This is a genomic window from Labrys sp. HAY1-8F (assembly GCF_056754975.1).
On record NZ_JBPGWZ010000001.1, the window covers coordinates 1011023 to 1028627 of the forward strand.

The window sequence follows — 17605 nt, forward strand, 5'->3', positions numbered from 1 at the left end:
GACATGCGAGCAAACGCCCGCTAGTCCATCCGTGGCTAGCGCCTGCTATTGTTTCCGTTCAGTTTAGACGATCAATCGCGAATATTTTCGGGACTTTATATCAATATATTGACGGCATTTTTGGAAATATGTTCGATTCTGAATTGAATCGAACGGCGAACTAGCGATAAATTATAAAAATAAAACTACAAAATATCGCCATTTTAGGTTTTATGATCGAGTTTATGGATCAAATTCACATCGAGACTCGCAATTAATTTTTCCGATCCGATGCCCGTGTCCTGAATTTTTCTCTTCGGGCTACCCGAACGAAGAATTATTTGCCCAGCAATGCTCGTAACGCGATCCCTTGTGGGCTCTCACCATCGCGCAGAATGAAGTCGTCAACATCGATCTCGACTGCTTTCCCGCCCGAAGACCGGTTCGGTTCATGCCTGACCAAAGATCGGCCGGATTCGATGTCGTGGACCAGAACCCAGCGATCCCCGTTTGAACTGCTGTAGATCGGCTTCACATCTGTAACCATCATGGATTTCCTTCGTCGTTTTAGATTTCGATAGGGGGGTTCCACGTCACCGGAGAACCTTGCGGTGCAGACGGATTATTCACGTACCGGCGCAAGCCGATAGCCGAGCAGGCCGTGCATGCGCCGGACGAGGTCACCCGCGGGATATGGCTTCGGCAGAAAATCCGTATCGATCTCGCCCGACTCCGCTTGGGCATCCGGCCAGGCGGACCGGACCAGGATCTTCATCGACGGATGGTGATTTACCGCGTAGCGAACAAGAGCCAGCCCACCAGGAGCATGCTCCGCGTCAATGTCACCAATCATCGCATCGAAGTCGCTGCGACTCCGCAAAATGCTCATAGCCTCGCTGGCACTTTCACTTTCGACAATATCGTAGCCTTCATCCAGCAGTTCGTTGGCACTGCTCACACGCGAAGCGAGTTCGTGCTCCACGAGTAGAACCAAGGGAGATGAGGCCAATTGCAAAGGCCTGTCCGAATGCCGACGGCGATGATTCACCGCGGCGATGGTGGTGCTGGTGGGCATATCAAAGCCTGTCGATACGAGGGCCGGGATGGGCCTGTTGCGTGGCGACGGCAGGTAATTTGCCCTGGCTGGTCCCCGCTGCAAAAACCGGTGGCGCAGCACGTGAAGCCCGATTGACCTCACATATGGTGGCACCTCTGGCCACGGAGGCCAGAAAATGCAGCAGTGAAACCTTACACGGATCCACCTCAATATCAAGGTATTTTTCATGAATTTAAAATAAACAAAATAATATATCCTCCCCCCCTTTTAATTTTTGTAATCATAACTACCTAAGTGAAAACGTAAATTGCCTATTTCAAATGTCAATTGGTATGATTATTGCGTTCATTTACGAATATAATTTTGAAATATGATGTAACATAACTAGCGAAACCATCGCACCATTTTGGATTTTAAAGATCGCAGGGCTTTGTGTTTCTGCGCAAGAAATTCAAAATGCGGCTGACAAAGGGCGACAGGAATGGCCAAGGGACAAAAACGCGGCAATCGGGAAACTCGCAAGCCAAAGGCTGCCAAGCCGGCAGCCCCCGCTGCCGCAACTTCATTACTGACGCGAGGAACGCTGACGCCGGTCAGCACTATTCTTCCAAAAAAGAAGTGATAGCATAGCCTGGCGTCGTTCTGTGGTGGGCGTCAATGCAGCCCGCTATTCTCGACATTCTACCACAGAGTTCGAGACACCAAAATGGCGGGCTGGTTGATCCACCCGCGCTGAGGGCTGTCTTCAGGTCGGATCGGCTCCCATCACGAGACCTTCGATATCGTGCTTCTGGCTGATCGGCACCAACTCATCCACGACCCGGCAGACGAGATGTTTTCTCGCAATGTCCGGCAACGCGTCATACCAGTCGCGGGTGACCATCATGTCATGCAGTTCGGCATGTCCAGCCCCTGGTGCATCGACGCCGAGGACCATGACGGGCCGCGCGATGGGCGATTGGTGCTCTGTTCCTCGGTGGACCGTCAGGGCCGACCGACAGGAGACATCGCCACGCTGAGGATATTTGCGGGTCGCACGCTCCTGGAAACGGCTCCAGAGCGACTTGTCCGGAAACATCTCGTGCTTCCATTCGCGGCCGTCGTCATATTGCGTTCCGGGCGCCACTTCGAAAGGCCCCATATCCTCGGTGACGTCGACGCCGGTGAGGTTGAAGGCGAGCGAGGTGATTTTTCGATCGCGATAGGTGTCGACAGGCGAGGGAAAGTCGCGGTGCCAGGGCTGGTACTTTGCACCTTGGAACGGCACGTCGAAGCCGACTTCCACGATCTGGTAATCAGGCCCCAGGACATGGGTGCAGACATCCACCACCCATGGGTGGACGATGAGGTCCACAAAACCGCCAAACGCCTGCGGGTGTATCTCGACATACCAGCGGCGCGGACCGCGACCGACGGCGCCGCCGGGCCTTTGAATGGCTGACCAGAACGCCGTCATCATGTCTTCCCACATGTGGTCAGCCCATTCGGGGCTGAAGGCCCCTTTCAGTCCGATAATGCCGTCCTGGGCAAGTTGCGCCACATGGGAGGCGATGTCGTATTTGTACGAGGGCTGCGCGGTCATGGAGCTATCTCCTCCCAATTTTTCCAACACTACCGCTACTAATAATTATTAGTCAATGGTCGAACTTTATTAGTTCATGTACGATCGAGGTCCGAGCGGGGGACACGTGAATAGCCGGAAGACCACCAAGCGCGTGACGATGATGGACGTGGCGAAGGCGGCCGGTTGCTCGCAGGCGACGGTATCCGTCGTTCTGAACAGCGTCACGGACATCAAGATCTCTCCCGAACTGCGGGAGCGGGTGTTGAATGTTGCCAGCTCCCTTGGCTACGGAATGGGAAGTCCGATCCGGCGGGCGGGTCTCGAAGACCTGCGAGGCGGTTGCATCGGCTTCATTGTGGACCAGTTGGCGACAACGCCGGAAGCGGTCAACGCCATTGAGGGCGCCCGGCACGCGTCCTGGGAAAACGACGTGACCATTCTCGTGGCGCAAACCCAAGGCCGGGCGGAACACGAGCGCAAAGCGCTGGCTCGGCTTCTGCAGGCCGGCGCGCAAGGCATTGTTTATATGTCGATCTTCACACGTCGGGTCTCCTTGGATCACGCCTTTGACACTCTTCCCGTCCCCCTGGTCTTGCTCAATTGCTATACCGACGATGACCGCTTTCCAGCGGTGGTCCCCGATGAGATGACGGGCGGGCGAATGGCGACCAGCTCACTGATCAAGAAAGGGCACAGGCGCATCGGCACAATCGTTGGAGAGAGTTTCATGGAGGCGGCTCAGGATCGGCTCGCCGGCTATAGAGAGGCGCTGGCGGAGGCTGGCCTTCCTTACGACGGCCGGCTGGTCGTCGAGGGGAGCTGGACACCGACATCCGGCTTCGAGGCGACGCAGAAACTCCTGTCGCTCGAGGAGCCACCGACTGCCATTTTCTGCCAGAACGACAAAATGGCCATGGGCTGCTTTACTGCGATCGGCGAGGCCGGATTGCGCATTCCGGATGATCTTTCCGTCGTCGGATATGACGATGACGAGCTGTCACGCCACCTGCGGCCCCAGCTGACCACGCTTGAGCTTCCGCATCGTCCGATGGGCGCCTGGGCCATCGGGCAACTCGCAAACAAGACCACATCGTCGCCTAACCGCATTCACAAGGTCGGATGCACTCTGATCGAGCGGGCGTCATCAGGCAGACCAGCAGTTCGCAAGCCATGACATCGCGCCCGGTCAGCCCAGGCGCGACTGGGGCATGTCGGTCTGCATCATGCCGTAGACTTCATCGGTTGATCCACGACATATCCATTGCCTCAGGGAAGCTACGCCCGCATCCTGGACGTTCGGCGACTTTCAGATCGGGCCCAATCCGACCATCCGCGGGCTCATCGAAACCAAGAGCCCCCTACTCTGCCCGTTCAGGCTCAGACAGCAGCCGCAGAGCACGCGCGAGGTCTTTACACCGTGATGCCTACATCAACGCATCAAGCCCGCCGCCCGAAGCGCATCTTCGATGATTGTCCGTACGCCACGCCGGTCTGTCTCCAATCGAGGCACGGATAGACCACCGTCCGACGGGGCTGGAAGTCTCGCCATCGTCTTTTCCGCGACCGGCGACGGCATGCTTGATGGCGGCACTTCTGTTGCAGCCACGATGGGCTTCGATGGGGTCGAATCGCTCGCCTGCGTCGCGTCGATGCCCCAGAAACGCGCGATCTCGCGCGTGGACGAGATGCCAATATCGAGCATGTAGGGTCCGGGAGTGCCCAAGCCATCTCCGACGGGTGTTCCGTGCCCCATTCCCGCGATCATCCTGATCTCGACGACCGCCTCACCGGAAGCATCGCACCAGACCTGTCTTGCATGGGCACCGGTGGTTTCCGAACGTGCCGGGGTATTTTTCAACCTGTGCACGTCCTGCCATTGAAGGGCGATTGCTTCCGCGTTGGAAGGGGCAACCGTGTGGTCGGCCGTGCCTTGCCAGATCGATATCTTCGGCCACGGTCCACGGTGGTCCGAAGCACGATGGAGGAGCCGCTGCAGATCTTGCGCCGTCGGGCCGCCGTGGCCGCGCATGCGATCGAACGCCTCCGGGACCGTCGCCGCGCTGCCATACGGCAACCCTGCGATGATTGCCCCGCCGGCAAAGACCTCCGGATACGTCGCCAGCATGGTCCCCGCCATTGCGCCGCCGGCTGAAAGCCCGGTGACGAAGATGCGCTGTCGATCGATCCCGTGCGTAAGGACCATCGCCTCGATCATCTGCCAAATCGAGAGCGCTTCACCGGAGTTACGCCTGGTGTCTCCAGGCTCAAACCAGTTGAAACAAAGGTTCGGATTGTTGGTACGCTGTTGCTCGGGAAAAAGCAGGGCAAAGCCGGCGTCGTCGGCAAGCCGAGACCATCCGGAATGATGGTCGTATGCGGAGGCATTTTGGGTGCAGCCATGGAGCACGACGACAAGCGGCGCATTCTCTGGCAAGTCGATCGGAAGGTAGAATTTGCCCTTCAGCGCCCCCGAATTGGAGCCAAAGTCCGTCAGAACCTTGAGGCGGTCTTGCTTTCCATGGTCCAGGGCTTGAACGGAGCGTTGCATGTGCAACGCGCTTAGGCGCGCGATCGTATCGGAGATTTTTCGCAATGTGGCTGTCTCTGTTTTGACGCCCGGAATTGAACGGCAACGGGAACAACGCATCTGCAGCAATATCGTTGCTGCACTGCACAAAAAACTGGATTGGAAATCGTCCATGAACACCAGACGAGAGCTGCCTTTGCTAGCCGGGACGGCAATATGCCGACATCGACCTCCATCGACTCGTTCTTGCCATGTTCCTAGCTTGATTAATCCGATATCACTTTCCTAGGTCATTCGAGCAAATATGACGCACCGGCAGCAATAACGGCGTACTGGAAATAATTCCGGCATTATTCATACAGCGCCATAACAACTCCAGCGCATGAATTGTTCGGGTTCGACAGCAGGAGATGGACCATGGACACGTTATCCGTCGCGATGTGGGCTACGAATCTTGAAGTATCGGCTGTTAGCCTGGAGGCCTGGGTCGGGTTCGTTGAAGCGAAGATGATGGAATTCTCGTCGTCCACACCGCAAATCCTCGCTCTGCCTGAATTCGCCTGTATGCAGTGGCTCAGTTTCTCTCCGCCCGGGCTTACGGTGCCAGATCAGTTGCCCTGGCTCGCCGCGCAAGCCGTGGAAGCGCTTGTCATGTTGCGCCCACTTGCAGCGCGCTACAATGTGGCCCTGCTGCCGGGTACAATGCCGCACGCACTCATCGACGAGAAAGGCAGTACGCGCTACGCGAACCGAGCCTGGCTTTTCCTTCCGGACGGGCGCGAGGTTAGCCAGGACAAGCTCTGCCTTACGCCGAGCGAGATGGACCCGCAGGGCTGGCTGCTGTCGCCTGGAACCGACGTCGAGATTATCGAGTGGGCGGGCTTGCGCATTGCGATACTGATCTGCCTCGATGTGGAATTCACGTCGCTGTGGGCCCGCCTCGGCAAACTCGACCTCGATCTGATTCTCATTCCAGCCAAGACGGGACTGATCTCGGGCTATTACCGCGTGTTCAGCTGTGCCTATGCGCGAGCGACCGAACTTCAGACTGTCGTTTGTGTCGTCGGCGCCGTCGGCACGCCAGGCAGCAACCCGGCAACCGACGTCGTCATGGGCGGCGCTTGCGCTTACGTGCCGTGCGACGGGGCACTCGGCTATACCGGCATTGCAGCGGCGCTCGGGCCGCATGCGGCCGCATCGGGCTTGAGCCCCATCCTCATCGCGCATGATTTGCCGGTCGGCTACTGCCGCAAGATGCGCCACGGGGCTGCCGAGGCAGAGGTGTGGCCCAGTTCATGGTCGGCCGACCATGTTATTATCAACGATCCGGCGGCGTCGTAGCTTTCCGATTCGAAGCGGCCGTCATCTTTTGGCTCTGATCAACGAGTCCTGGGCCTTGCCGCTTCTCCTTCTCTCTCAGCTCCTTCCATCAACGGCTTCTGCTATTGGTTGCAGGGTACGGAACCCCTGATTTGAATCTGCGATTGTAAGTGCTTGATTTTATTGATGTGCAATTTTTCGAGCGAAACGAGGTCGCTAAAACATTGTTTAAGCCATTGCCGGACCGGCCCATCGAGCAGGCGATAGCCGAGTCGGGCTGAAAGCCCGTCAGTTCGGCACGCCCGCCTTCGGATCCGGCGGGAAATAGGCGCTCTTCTGCGCACCATGCAGCAGGTCGATCGCCTTGTTGAGCTGGGTATCGTCCTTCTCGTTGGCGGGCACATAGGCCGAGGAGCCGCCTTCCTCCGACTTGTTGTCGGCATCCGGATTGGCCAGATGGCCCTTGAGACCGGATTCGCCCTTGGTCTGGTCACTGCCCTTGAGGTCGTCGGGCACGTTCTCCTGAACCACGATCTCCGGTTCGATGCCCTTGGCCTGGATCGAGCGGCCGGACGGGGTGTAATAGCGCGCCGTGGTCAGGCGCAGCGCGCCATTGTCCTGCAGCGGAATGATGGTCTGCACCGAGCCCTTGCCGAAGGAGCGCGTACCCAGGATGGTGGCGCGCTTGTGGTCCTGCAGGGCGCCGGCGACGATCTCCGATGCCGAAGCCGAGCCGCCATTGACCAGCACCACGATGGGTTTGCCCTTGGTGAGATCGGGGCCGCTCGCCGTGAAGCGTTGCACGTCGTCGGCCTGGCGTCCCCGCGTCGAAACGACCTCTCCTCGCCCCAGAAAGGCGCCGGAAACGGATACGGCCTGGTCGAGCAGGCCGCCCGGATTGTTACGCAGGTCGATGACAAAACCCTTGAGCTTGTCCGGGCCGATTTCCTTGCTCAGCTTGTCGATGCTTCTCTTCAGGCCGTCGAAGGTCTGCTCGGTGAACTGGCTGATGCGGATATAGCCGATATCATTGCCGAGTTTCTCATCTCTCACCGAAGCGACCTTGACGATGTCGCGCACGAGCTTGACGTCGAAGGGAGCTCCCTTGCCCGCCCGCAGGATCTTCAGCGTGATCGGCGTGTTGACGGCGCCGCGCATCTTGTCGACGGCCTGCTGCATGCCCATGCCCTGCACCGCATCACCATCGAGCGCAGTGATCACGTCACCCGCGAGGATTCCAGCTTTGGAGGCGGGCGAGTCATCGATCGGCGATACAACCTTGAGAGCATTGTCCTCCATGGTGACCTCGATGCCGAGGCCACCGAACTCGCCCTTGGTCTGCTCCTGCATGTCCTGGAAGCTCTTGGCATCCATATAGCTCGAATGCGGATCGAGCGAGGTCAGCATGCCGTTGATGGCCGCTTCCACCAGCTTGCCATCCTCGGGCTGCTCGACATAATCCGAACGCACCCGCTCGAACACGTCGCCGAACAGGTTGAGCTGCTTGTAGCTATCCGCCAGGGACGCCTGGGCACGGCCGACAAAGGAAACAGGGGATTGCGTCAGCGCGACCGTGCCGAGAGCGCCAAGGGCTGCTCCCGTCAACATGAGGGCAAGATTACGCATGGGGGAACTCTTCTGTTGGAAGCCAAGCTTGAGTCCAAACGAACTCGGTGCGCCTTCCATCCCCACTTCACTTTGCCCCGGGTAAGCGCCAGCGAAAATGATACCTCGATTATGGCCGCATTTTGTTGCTCGTTCGGCGCCATCCAACCAATGAGCTGCGTCGCAAACGCGTGCTTGGACAAAAAGGCCATCGGATACGGTATTCGGTCAGCGAGGAATTCGAACCGATTGGCGAGCAGTCGTACCGGATCACAGGCATACCTCGCCTGCCGTTTCCGCATCATGTGAACCATTTCGATCCCAGACTGTCGCTGCGCTGGCAGTCGATTTGAGGCTGGGCACGGCTTGGGTCCGCATCGGAGACATGGCGGACTGTGAGGTGGCCGAGCACCAAGGCCTTCCGACCGCGAAGTGGTTTCTCTGAAACGTGTCTGGTGAAAACGCGTTTGCGTTCCATCCGTGAATTTGCGACACAATCCTGTGAGTTCGCGCTATCGTGTTCCCGGTCATCGGGCGCTACGGTCTTATTTGGCTGCTGCATGATCCTCTTGGTTGGCAACGGTCCCATCTCTCCTGACGCAGTGTCCCTTATCGATCAGGCCAACTTCGTTGTCCGGTTCAACGACTGCCGGTCTTATGGCGAGCTACCGGGCCCTACACATGCCGTAGCCGTCTGCAATACCGGCCGATCCGGCCGCTCGTTGGCGACCTCTGCCAAATGGCGATCCCATCTGGCGATCCGCGAGGCCCGCGAATTTTGGTGCGTGCGCAATCCAGCCAAATTTCTCGAATTAAGGGATTCCATCATAGATCAGTGGCCCGGCCTTGCTGACTTTTGCGACGATCACACATCGAGGTTCGCCGCCTATTCCGCCGCCCTTGGCAAGAATTTTGTCGTTTTTGATCACAATATCCATGATGAAGTCGATCACAATCTGGCGGATTTTGGCCCCCCGCGCTATGTGGTACCGAGCAGCGGAATGCTTGCCCTCCACTATGTTCTCCGACGTTTCCCGGACCTTCCTGTCATTCTCGCCGGCTTTACCCACCAAGGGTGGAAGTGGCATCCTTTTTCTGCAGAAAAGACCCTCGTGGACCACTATATCCGTCTTGGTCGGGTAACTCGCCTTTAAGAGAGCCCAGCCCATGAGCGGCTATGTTCCAAGCTCAACTCGTAGCACTCTTCAGAGAGTGGTTCATCGGGGCCATGGCGGCCCGACGGTCAAGCAGCAACCTACGCACGAAATTCCTGACAGTCCTGCTTGTCGATCCCAATGGTCTCACGAGCCGAGTCCGCGTTGCCTACTAAGCACCCATGCGGAAGAATCCTTGCGAGGCCCGCGGCCTTGTCGCCTCCAGCATGACGTAGTCATGCTTAGCCGCCCCGGCGAACCTCATTCTTGAGTATATATTAGGCATAAAAGACAAAAAGTATCGACAGATAGCTTAATTCCAAATTAAAATTACAATGCATAAAGAATTTTTTGGCCAAATAATCCAACATATCAATTTTTATGCCAAGGTAAAATTGTCAAATCTGAATGAAAAATCAAAAATCATATTACAAAATTGGAATGTACCTGCAAAAATATTGCTGGGCCACTGACAACACGATCCGGTCCATGCAACCAGCTCGCATCAAAGAATAAACTATCTCCTGGTGTCAATGCATAATACTTTGTATCATGCCGATATATCATCTCCCCTTCCAGCACATAAACGAGGAAATTTCCCTTCTTTTGCACCAATTCGAAACCAATACCACAATCTTCCAAGAGAATTATAGACGAATTTAATTGAAAATGACTTGAATCATTCTTGATTTCACCAAGTAGATAACTTGCACGCATCTCAAGTAGATTACGATTTACGGGAGAAGTCGCGTGATCTCGCCTTACGAATATGGCGCTTCGATGCTGTTCGGCGCGCCGCATCAGCGTGGAGAGAGAGACGCCAAGAATTCGAGAGAGGGACTGTATAATTGTCAGCGACGCCGTAATGGTGCCATGCTCGATTTTTGACAGTGTCCCCCCCGATATCCGCGCCGCACGAGCCAAGTCCACGGCCGAAATTCCCTCGCGTTCTCTGCAGGCTCGCAGTTCTCGTCCAATTACAACCGGAAGGCGTTCCTTCTTTCTCCTGATTGACAACCGACCCTCCCGATCGAATGGTGCTGCAAATTCATCCATGGAAGAAGCAATTGGCTCAGGCCGATATAGCCTGGGCCTTTGTCACGCCCATGGATGACGGTGATCAGAACTTTGGTAACGGCGACGCGCATGGCTGTCTAAGCCAGACCGCCGAGAAGAACGACGCCGGCAATTGCGATGAGAGCGCCCGTGGAACGAACCATGAGTTCGCCCCGCCCCTCCCGCAGATTGCCGATTGCAAAGCCCGTTCCCACGCCAATTGCATGCAGCAAAGCCGTTCCAAGCACGAAACCCACGCCATAGGTGAAGCCTCCGACATTTTCTGGCATCTCGGCTCCATGCGCATACCCATGAAAGATCGCAAAAAAGCCGACAAGGGCCATCGCCACGGGTATGGCAGCACGCAATCGCAAAGCAACGATCGCGCCCAGCACCACCACGGACAGACCAATGCCCAGTTCAACGAACGGCAAGGTCACGCCAACAAGCCCCAAGGCGCCGCCGAATGCCATGACGCAGACAAAACTCAGGGGTACGAGCCAGATTGCCCGCCCGCCCAATTGGGCAGCAAACAGGCCGACAGTGACCATGGCTAGGACATGATCCGGTCCACTGACAGGATGAAGGAAACCATGCGCGAGCCCGCTGGTCGCTCCAACACCCGTATGGGCATTGGCCGTGGCTGTCATGGCGCCAACAAGGATCGCGGCAAGCAATGGGGCGGTGCAACGGGATTTCATGGGCATGTCTCCTTTATAAAATCAGTCAACGTCCCCGAGGCGTTATTTTCTCCGGGGCATGGGCGAATGGCCGAATACGGCTTGGCAACACAGTGAGAACAGCCGATCGGAGGCCTTACGAGCCGCAATCGCATCTGCGGCAAGGCAGCGAATGCCCCAGCCGGCCGCATTGGGGAGCGCACTCACACCAATGATCGAGCCGCCCTCGACATGCGAGCTCTGCAGGTCGGCTTGGGACGGCAGACGGGAAGAGGGCCCGAGAATGAGATAGCTTGCCATGACCTGCCAGCGGCCCATCGGAGAAGCCCGATCGCGTAGCGCATCGCCGACGAGCTGGAAGCAGTCCCGCACGGCCAGCCTTCCGCCACGATCCCGGATCACCACGTCCGAACTGAGCCGATCGAAACAGCGCCCTTCGGCCCTGGGGTCATGCATGCTGAAAGCATCGCAAAGGAACAGGACTGCGTCATCGGCCAGGCTAGCCTCCAGCCCGGCAGCAAAAAACGCACCAGGAAAGAGCACGAGCGGGTCAGGCGCATAGGCCAGGAAACCGCCGCTCTCGACCCGGATGGCGGTATTCTGACGAGCGGGCTGGCCCTGGCAGTCATGGACGATCGTGGCAGCTTGGGTCGTTATATGGGCGGCGGCACCTGCTGCAACGCGAAATCGGCAGGAGAGCCGCTCCCCTCGATAAAGGCCGCCGGATGACGATTGCTGGTAGAGCGTGAGTAGCGACGGAATGTCTGGATCCAGCCGAAAGGGCCGGGTCAAATGAAAAGGGTAGGAGACAAATTGGCGTGCAAGCGTCGTTCGTGCGCCGTGGCGAACGAAATCCAGTTCGAAGCGGCCGCGGAACTCGGCCATTGTCCGCAGGCCCGGGTCGAGATGCAATGCTTGAGGCTGCCAATGCTGCGTCATCGGAACAACACTTCGGCCAGAATACGATCGACAATTGCATCGATACCCTCGGCTTTGCGGCAATTGGTCAGCACCAGGGGGCGACCACGGCGGGCGGCAGCGGCCTCGCCTGTCATGCGATCGAGATCGACACCGACATAGGGAGCCAGATCGCTCTTGTTGATCACCAGCAGATCACATTTGAGCACGCCCGGGCCATTCTTGCGGGGAATGTCGTCGCCACCGGCGACGTCGATGACGAACATCCACCAATCGACGAGGTCCAGCGAGAAGGTGGAGGCCAGATTGTCGCCGCCGCTCTCGATCAGGATCAGTTCGGCATCGGGAAAGAGCAGCTCCAGCTCGTCGGCAGCGGCAATGTTGAGAGTGGGATCTTCCCGAATGACCGTGTGCGGACACGCCCCGGCCTCGACAGCCGCAACCCTCGCCGGATCGATCAGGCCGGAACGCCGCAGACGCTCGGCATCTTCCGCCGTCACGAGATCGTTGGTGACGACCGCCAGCGAGACACCTCTTGCCGCAAAGGCAGGGATCAGCTGTTCGATAAGCGCCGTCTTGCCCGACCCGACCGGCCCGCCAATGCCAACCCGGGCAGCACCCACGCGGGTCGACGGCCGATCCTTCAATAGATATGTCGCGTCCATGGCGTCACCTCAGCATATAGCGTTGTGCCAGCGGCAGCTCCCGCGCCGGCTCACATGTGGCAAGCTCGCCATCGACAAAGACATCGAAGGTCTGGGGATCGACACGTATCTGGGGGCAGACGTCGTTATGGAGCATGTCCTTCTTGGACAGCTGCCTCGATCCCCGGGAGGGCAACAGCGCCTTCTTCAAATCGAGCGTGGAGGCCAGCCCACGGTCGATTGCGGCCGGATTGACGAAACAGGCCGACAAGGCCTGTTTGGCCCGTCCGAACGCTCCCCATTGCGGACGCAACAAGAGAGGTTCGCAGGTCATCAGCGAGGCTGCGCTGTCCCCCATCGCGCCCCAGGCTATGAAACCGCCCTTGATGACCAGTTCGGGCTTGATGCCAAAGAAGGCCGGGCGCCAAATCACGATATCCGCGATCTTGCCGTCCTCGAGCGAACCGACATGGTCTGCGATGCCAAAGGTGCGTGCCGCATTGATGGTGTATTTCGCGACGTAGCGTTTGATCCGCTCATTGTCGCCAAGACGCGTCTTCTCCTCGGGCAGGCGCCCTCTTTGCTGCTTCATCTTGTCGGCGAGCTGCCAGGTCCTGCAGATGACCTCGTTGATGCGGCCCATGCCCTGGCTGTCGGATCCCAGCATCGATATCGCGCCGATATCGTGCAGGACGTCTTCGGCGGCGATCGTCTGCGCCCGGATGCGGCTTTCCGCGAAGGCCACGTCCTCGGGTATGGACGGGTTGAGATGATGGCACACCATCGTCATATCGAGATGTTCGTCGAAGGTGTTGACCGTGTAGGGATTGGTGGGATTGGTGGAAGATGGAAGGCACCATGGCACACCGGCGACGCGGATGATGTCGGGCGCATGACCGCCTCCCGCACCTTCGGTGTGGTACATGTGGATGGTGCGCTCTTTGATGGCTGCCAGGGTATCTTCCAGGAAGCCGGACTCGTTCAGCGTGTCGGTATGAATTTGGACAGGAAAGTCCATATCGTCGGCGACCGACAGGCAGGTATCGATGGAGGCGGGCATCGTGCCCCAATCCTCATGCAATTTGAGGCCGAGACATCCCGTTTCGATCTGCTCGATCAGCGAGGCGGGCTTGTGCGAATTGCCACGGCCGAGGAAACCGAAATTGATCGGCCATTGTTCTGCGGCCTGCAGCATCTTGCCGACATTGAAGGCGCCGCCGCAATCGATGCCGACGGTGATGGGCCCGAGCGAACCGCCCAGCATCGTGGTGATGCCCGAGGCGATTGCGTGTTCGCAAAGCTGGGCGCTGTCGAAATGAACATGGACATCGAGCGCCCCGGCCGTGGCAATGAGGCCCTCGCAATCGCGCACCGTCGTCGCCGCCGAAACGATCAGACGAGGATCGACATTGTCCATGATCGCTGGATTACCGGCCTTGCCGATGCCGACAATGCGCCCTTCCTTGATGCCGAGATCGCCCTTGACGATCCCGAGCACGGCATCGATCACGGTGACGTTGCACAAGAGAAAGTCCAGCGCCCCTTCGGCGCTGGTCACACCCGCGGCAAGACCCGCACCATCGCGCAATGTCTTTCCCCCACCGTGGAGACATTCGTCGCCATAGGTGGCGTAGTCCTTCTCGACCACGGCGATGAGCGAGGTGTCACCCAACCGGAAACCGTCGCCCAGGGTTGGTCCATACATCGCGGCATAATCGCGCCGGGAGAGAGAGGCCATATCTGTCTTCTCCTTTTCAAGCGCCACGAAAGCCAGCGCCGCGGGCGCGTTCCAGGGCAGCCTCTTTGACTTTGGGATCCCGGGCCGAGCCATTGGACAACGCGTTCAGCCCGGAGAGCGTCTGGCTGCCGCCAAAGGTGGTGAGTTCCACTTCCCTTTCCTGTCCAGGTTCAAAGCGCACCGCCGTACCGGCCGCGATGTCGAGGCGCATGCCGAAGGCGGCGGCGCGGTCGAATTCCAGTGCCCGGTTGACCTCGAAGAAATGGTAATGGGAGCCGATCTGCACGGGACGGTCACCCGTGTTGACCACCCGAAGCGACCGCTTTTCCCGGCCGGCATTGAGCTCGATTTCGCCTTCTTCGCTGACGATTTCTCCCGGCTCAAACGTGTCGTGAGGACCGTCGGGCGCGGGGCGCAGGGGGTCGTGAACCGTGACGAGCTTGGTGCCATCCTTGAAGGTCGCCTCCACCTGCAACATGGGGAGCATCGCGGCTACGCCTGACATGACATCGTCCTGCGTGAGAATTTGCGACCCCAACGCCATCATTTCCGCCACAGAGCGCCCCTCGCGCGCCCCCTCGAGGATCTCGTCGGAAATCAGGGCCACGGCTTCCGGATAATTGAGCCTGAGACCTTTGGCGCGTCGTTTGCGGGCGAGTTCTGCGGCCGTGAAGATGGTGAGGCGTTCCAATTCAGTGGGTGTCAGCAACATGAATGCGCTCCCTCTTTAGTCGGGCTAATTGGAGAACAGCCGCTGACCGCCATCGCGTTGAAAGGCGACGGCGATTTCAGTCAGCGGATTGAATGAACGGATCGGCTCGTTGGCAGCCACCGGTTCCCGGCAAATGGCAGCAATGACCGGCAGGGCCGAGGTGAGGATGGCCTGCGCCTCGATGGCGCCGATCAGGCCCAATCTGATCGTGGCGGTGCTAAGCGATGCGGCAGCCTGATAGCCGCTCATCGTTGCAGCCGCGGTTTCGTCGAGCCCGATCGCCCCCCAGAGCAGGCCCTGCACGACCGCCAGATGCCCGCAGGCGGAACCGTCACGCACCAAGGTTCGATAGTCCGACGCTCTGGACGTGGCGATACGCGCGTGGGTCGTCAGCAGCGCCATGCCGTTGCGACGCGAACCGATCCTGAGGCCTTCCACGAAGGTCGACGCCTCGACTTCGAGATCCAATTCGGTAACGCTCGACAATTCGCCTGCACAACGATGGGCCCTGATCAAGGCGACGCGATCGGCGCCGGCCCAGCGATGGCGGAGCTGGGTAAGCACGAACTCGGCCAGGTCCCAACCGCCCAGCATCTCTCTCAAAAGGGCGGAGGCTTCCAGTCCCTGTGAGAAGGCAAAGCCCCCCGACGGGAACTGGCTGTCGGCGTGCTGCAGAGCCACCAGCAATTGCTCCGGATCGGCCGTGTTCATTGCTGCTCTTCAGCCGCGAGAACACGCCCGCTCCTAACCAGCGGTTCTATGCGCGCGATATAATCGGCGGCCGGGCCATCCAGCGACACCAGCAGGTCCCTGCCCTCGAAACGCACGCGCCAATGCAGATTGCCGGCATGATATCCAAGTTCCAGCGCCTCTTCGGCAGCACGCGGTGAGAGCCTGAGCCAGCGCTGTTCGCCGGCTTTGACGACGATGGCTCTCTTCGCTTCCATGAGCAGCACGGCCCCGTCGAACAGCTTCTGGTCGCGCGGAAGCGCGATAGCGAGTTCTTCACCACGTTCGGTCCGGGCGAGCAGGCGTCGACGATCGAGATCCCCGACCGCGATCTTGACCACTTCCAGATCACCGTGATGTTCGAGATGATGAAGATGCTCATGCAGGCCGGGATCCGTGCTGGCGCCGACAAGGCTCTCGATGCGAAGCATGCTGGGTTCCTCCCATTGTCTGGTTGCAGCGCCTGTCCTTGCGGTGCGCTACAGGCTCATGTGTCGATGGACGACTTCTTGGGTGAGTTCGCTGGTCGGTCCGGCCGCCGCGACACGCCCCTTTTCGAGGATGGCGAAGCGGTGGGCCGCCGTTCGAGCAAAGCGGATCTTCTGTTCGACCAGGATGATCGTCAGGCCATGATCGCGGTTGAGGGCGATGATCGCTCTCTCGATGTCCTCGACGATGTTGGGCTGAATGCCCTCGGTGGGCTCGTCGAGGACCAGGAGACTTGGATCGGTGGCGAGAGCGCGAGCGATAGCCAGCTGCTGCTGCTGGCCACCCGACAAATTGGTTCCGCGACGGCCGAGATGGTCCTTCAGGAATGGAAAGAGGCTCCACACCAGCGGCGGCACCTCGACCTTGCCGTCGGTACGTGCATTGCAACCCAGAAGGATGTTGTCGAGAACGCTCATGCCGGGAACGATTTCCCGCCCTTGCGGCACGTAGCCAATTCCGCGCCGGGCGCGATCATGGGTCAGAGACTGGCTGATTTCGCTGCCCTGAAATTGGATGCTGCCCGTGGTGCGTACCCCGATTCCAAGAAGACTGCGCAGCAATGTGGTCTTGCCGACACCGTTCCTCCCCAGGAGGCAGAAGGTCTCGCCCTTGCGGATCTCCAGGTCGAGATCGTGGATGATGTGGCTCGTGCCGTAGAAGGCATTGACGTGGCTGATCTTAAGCATGGCTGAGCGTCGCCGAACCGAGATAGGCTTCAATGACAGCGGGATTTTTTTCGATGTCGTCCGCCGTTCCCTCCGCCAGGACCGCGCCTTGATGGAGAACGGTAATGGTGCGGCAGATCCTGCGAACGAACGCCATGTCGTGCTCGATGACGAGCACGGTGTGTTCACCGGCCAGCGACAGCAGGAGTTCGGCCGTCTTGTCGGTTTCGGCGGCAGTCATTCCCGCCGCTGGCTCGTCGAGAAGAATGACCTTGGGATCCTGGCTGAGGACCATGGCGAGTTCCAGCCATTGAAGTTGTCCGTGGGACAATTCCCCAGCCCGGCGCATCATGAAGGAGGTCAGCCCCGTTCGGTCGGCGACCGCCAACTCCCTGTCGGTCGGCCGGCGTGAGAAGCGCCGAAACAAATTGTCGCGAACCTTGACGTACCGGTTGCTTGCTATTTGCAGGTTCTCGAGCACCGTCATTTCCTTGAAGACGGTTGGTGTCTGGAATTTCCGCCCGACACCACTGCGCGCAATCGCGGCCTCACCAATGCCGGTGATGTTGCGGTCGTTCAGCCAGATCTCTCCTTCGGACGGCAATACCTTTCCGCACAACAGATCGAGCAGCGTCGACTTGCCAGCACCGTTTGCGCCAATAATGACCCTGAGTTCACCGTCTTCGATGGACAGGTCGACATTGCTCACTGCCGGAAAGTCATCGAAGCGGACGGTGAGCTGGCGAGTCATGAGAATAGGCGGTTTGG

Annotated in this window: 18 protein-coding genes and 1 pseudogene; 3 read left to right on the forward strand and 16 right to left on the reverse strand. The window is 58.8% G+C overall.

All coding sequences use genetic code 11. The features are described from left to right. Positions 1 to 316 precede the first annotated feature (316 nt). The 3 genes from ACR9ZN_RS04585 to ACR9ZN_RS04595 all read right to left on the reverse strand — a co-directional run bounded on the left by ACR9ZN_RS04585 (position 317) and on the right by ACR9ZN_RS04595 (position 2618). Positions 317 to 529 carry a hypothetical protein gene (locus ACR9ZN_RS04585; RefSeq protein WP_481271490.1) on the reverse strand — a complete coding sequence of 71 codons (213 nt, stop codon included), beginning with the start codon at positions 527 to 529 and terminating at the stop codon, positions 317 to 319. A 72-nt stretch (positions 530 to 601) separates the two neighbouring features. Next, on the reverse strand, positions 602 to 1054 hold the full coding sequence (locus ACR9ZN_RS04590; RefSeq protein ID WP_434960442.1) for a DNA-binding transcriptional response regulator: 453 nt from the start codon (positions 1052 to 1054) through the stop codon (positions 602 to 604). A gap of 727 nt (positions 1055 to 1781) precedes the next feature. Beyond that, positions 1782 to 2618, reverse strand: a complete 837-nt coding sequence (locus ACR9ZN_RS04595) for a phytanoyl-CoA dioxygenase family protein (protein ID WP_481271491.1) — start codon at positions 2616 to 2618, stop codon at positions 1782 to 1784. Positions 2619 to 2724: 106 nt separating this feature from the next. On the opposite strand from ACR9ZN_RS04595, the gene ACR9ZN_RS04600 reads away from it, so the two are divergent. After that, entirely contained in the window at positions 2725 to 3774 is a 1050-nt protein-coding gene (locus ACR9ZN_RS04600) for a LacI family DNA-binding transcriptional regulator (protein ID WP_454817504.1), read from the forward strand. A gap of 255 nt (positions 3775 to 4029) precedes the next feature. On the opposite strand, the gene ACR9ZN_RS04605 is transcribed toward ACR9ZN_RS04600, so the two are convergent. After that, positions 4030 to 5193: an extracellular catalytic domain type 1 short-chain-length polyhydroxyalkanoate depolymerase gene (locus tag ACR9ZN_RS04605; RefSeq protein WP_481271951.1), complete on the reverse strand. Its 1164-nt coding sequence runs from the start codon at positions 5191 to 5193 to the stop codon at positions 4030 to 4032. Positions 5194 to 5544: 351 nt separating this feature from the next. Here ACR9ZN_RS04605 and ACR9ZN_RS04610 point away from each other — a divergent pair, with 351 nt between their 5' ends. Beyond that, positions 5545 to 6468, forward strand: coding sequence for a nitrilase-related carbon-nitrogen hydrolase (locus tag ACR9ZN_RS04610; protein WP_441770536.1), 924 nt, complete (start codon positions 5545 to 5547; stop codon positions 6466 to 6468). A gap of 267 nt (positions 6469 to 6735) precedes the next feature. On the opposite strand, the gene ACR9ZN_RS04615 is transcribed toward ACR9ZN_RS04610, so the two are convergent. Both ACR9ZN_RS04615 and ACR9ZN_RS04620 read right to left on the reverse strand, forming a co-directional pair. Further along, positions 6736 to 8073: a S41 family peptidase gene (locus ACR9ZN_RS04615; protein ID WP_454817502.1), complete on the reverse strand. Its 1338-nt coding sequence runs from the start codon at positions 8071 to 8073 to the stop codon at positions 6736 to 6738. A 209-nt stretch (positions 8074 to 8282) separates the two neighbouring features. Beyond that, a pseudogene (locus ACR9ZN_RS04620) lies at positions 8283 to 8375 on the reverse strand (IS6 family transposase); the annotation flags it as partial. A 237-nt stretch (positions 8376 to 8612) separates the two neighbouring features. Between ACR9ZN_RS04620 and ACR9ZN_RS04625 the strand changes: the two are divergent. Next, entirely contained in the window at positions 8613 to 9206 is a 594-nt protein-coding gene (locus tag ACR9ZN_RS04625; RefSeq protein ID WP_454817500.1) for a Urease operon accessory protein, read from the forward strand. Between the two features lie 423 nt (positions 9207 to 9629). Here the strand turns inward: ACR9ZN_RS04625 and ACR9ZN_RS04630 are convergent, their stop codons facing one another. From ACR9ZN_RS04630 to urtD, 10 genes are all read right to left on the reverse strand, one after another. Next, complete coding sequence (locus ACR9ZN_RS04630) at positions 9630 to 10262, reverse strand: helix-turn-helix domain-containing protein (RefSeq protein ID WP_454817498.1); 633 nt, start codon at positions 10260 to 10262, stop codon at positions 9630 to 9632. A gap of 98 nt (positions 10263 to 10360) precedes the next feature. Further along, the gene (locus ACR9ZN_RS04635) at positions 10361 to 10963 is read right to left on the reverse strand and encodes a HupE/UreJ family protein (RefSeq protein WP_454817496.1); all 603 of its coding nucleotides are present in this window, start codon (positions 10961 to 10963) and stop codon (positions 10361 to 10363) included. Between the two features lie 42 nt (positions 10964 to 11005). Then, entirely contained in the window at positions 11006 to 11827 is an 822-nt protein-coding gene (locus ACR9ZN_RS04640; protein WP_481271492.1) for an urease accessory protein UreD, read from the reverse strand. 50 nt (positions 11828 to 11877) lie between these two features. Next, on the reverse strand, positions 11878 to 12525 hold the full coding sequence (gene ureG, locus ACR9ZN_RS04645; protein ID WP_434960433.1) for an urease accessory protein UreG: 648 nt from the start codon (positions 12523 to 12525) through the stop codon (positions 11878 to 11880). Between the two features lie 4 nt (positions 12526 to 12529). Continuing rightward, positions 12530 to 14242, reverse strand: a complete 1713-nt coding sequence (ureC, locus tag ACR9ZN_RS04650) for an urease subunit alpha (protein ID WP_434960432.1) — start codon at positions 14240 to 14242, stop codon at positions 12530 to 12532. A gap of 16 nt (positions 14243 to 14258) precedes the next feature. Beyond that, complete coding sequence (locus tag ACR9ZN_RS04655; RefSeq protein ID WP_434960431.1) at positions 14259 to 14954, reverse strand: urease subunit gamma; 696 nt, start codon at positions 14952 to 14954, stop codon at positions 14259 to 14261. 24 nt (positions 14955 to 14978) lie between these two features. Next, on the reverse strand, positions 14979 to 15665 hold the full coding sequence (locus tag ACR9ZN_RS04660) for an urease accessory protein UreF (RefSeq protein WP_454817489.1): 687 nt from the start codon (positions 15663 to 15665) through the stop codon (positions 14979 to 14981). Continuing rightward, positions 15662 to 16114 carry an urease accessory protein UreE gene (ureE, locus tag ACR9ZN_RS04665; protein ID WP_454817487.1) on the reverse strand — a complete coding sequence of 151 codons (453 nt, stop codon included), beginning with the start codon at positions 16112 to 16114 and terminating at the stop codon, positions 15662 to 15664. The genes ACR9ZN_RS04660 and ureE overlap by 4 nt, the downstream gene beginning before the upstream one ends. Positions 16115 to 16162: 48 nt before the next feature. Then, positions 16163 to 16858, reverse strand: a complete 696-nt coding sequence (gene urtE / locus ACR9ZN_RS04670) for an urea ABC transporter ATP-binding subunit UrtE (RefSeq protein ID WP_441773601.1) — start codon at positions 16856 to 16858, stop codon at positions 16163 to 16165. Then, the gene (urtD, locus tag ACR9ZN_RS04675) at positions 16851 to 17588 is read right to left on the reverse strand and encodes an urea ABC transporter ATP-binding protein UrtD (protein ID WP_434961340.1); all 738 of its coding nucleotides are present in this window, start codon (positions 17586 to 17588) and stop codon (positions 16851 to 16853) included. Before urtD ends, urtE begins: the two co-directional genes overlap by 8 nt. Positions 17589 to 17605: the final 17 nt, after the last annotated feature.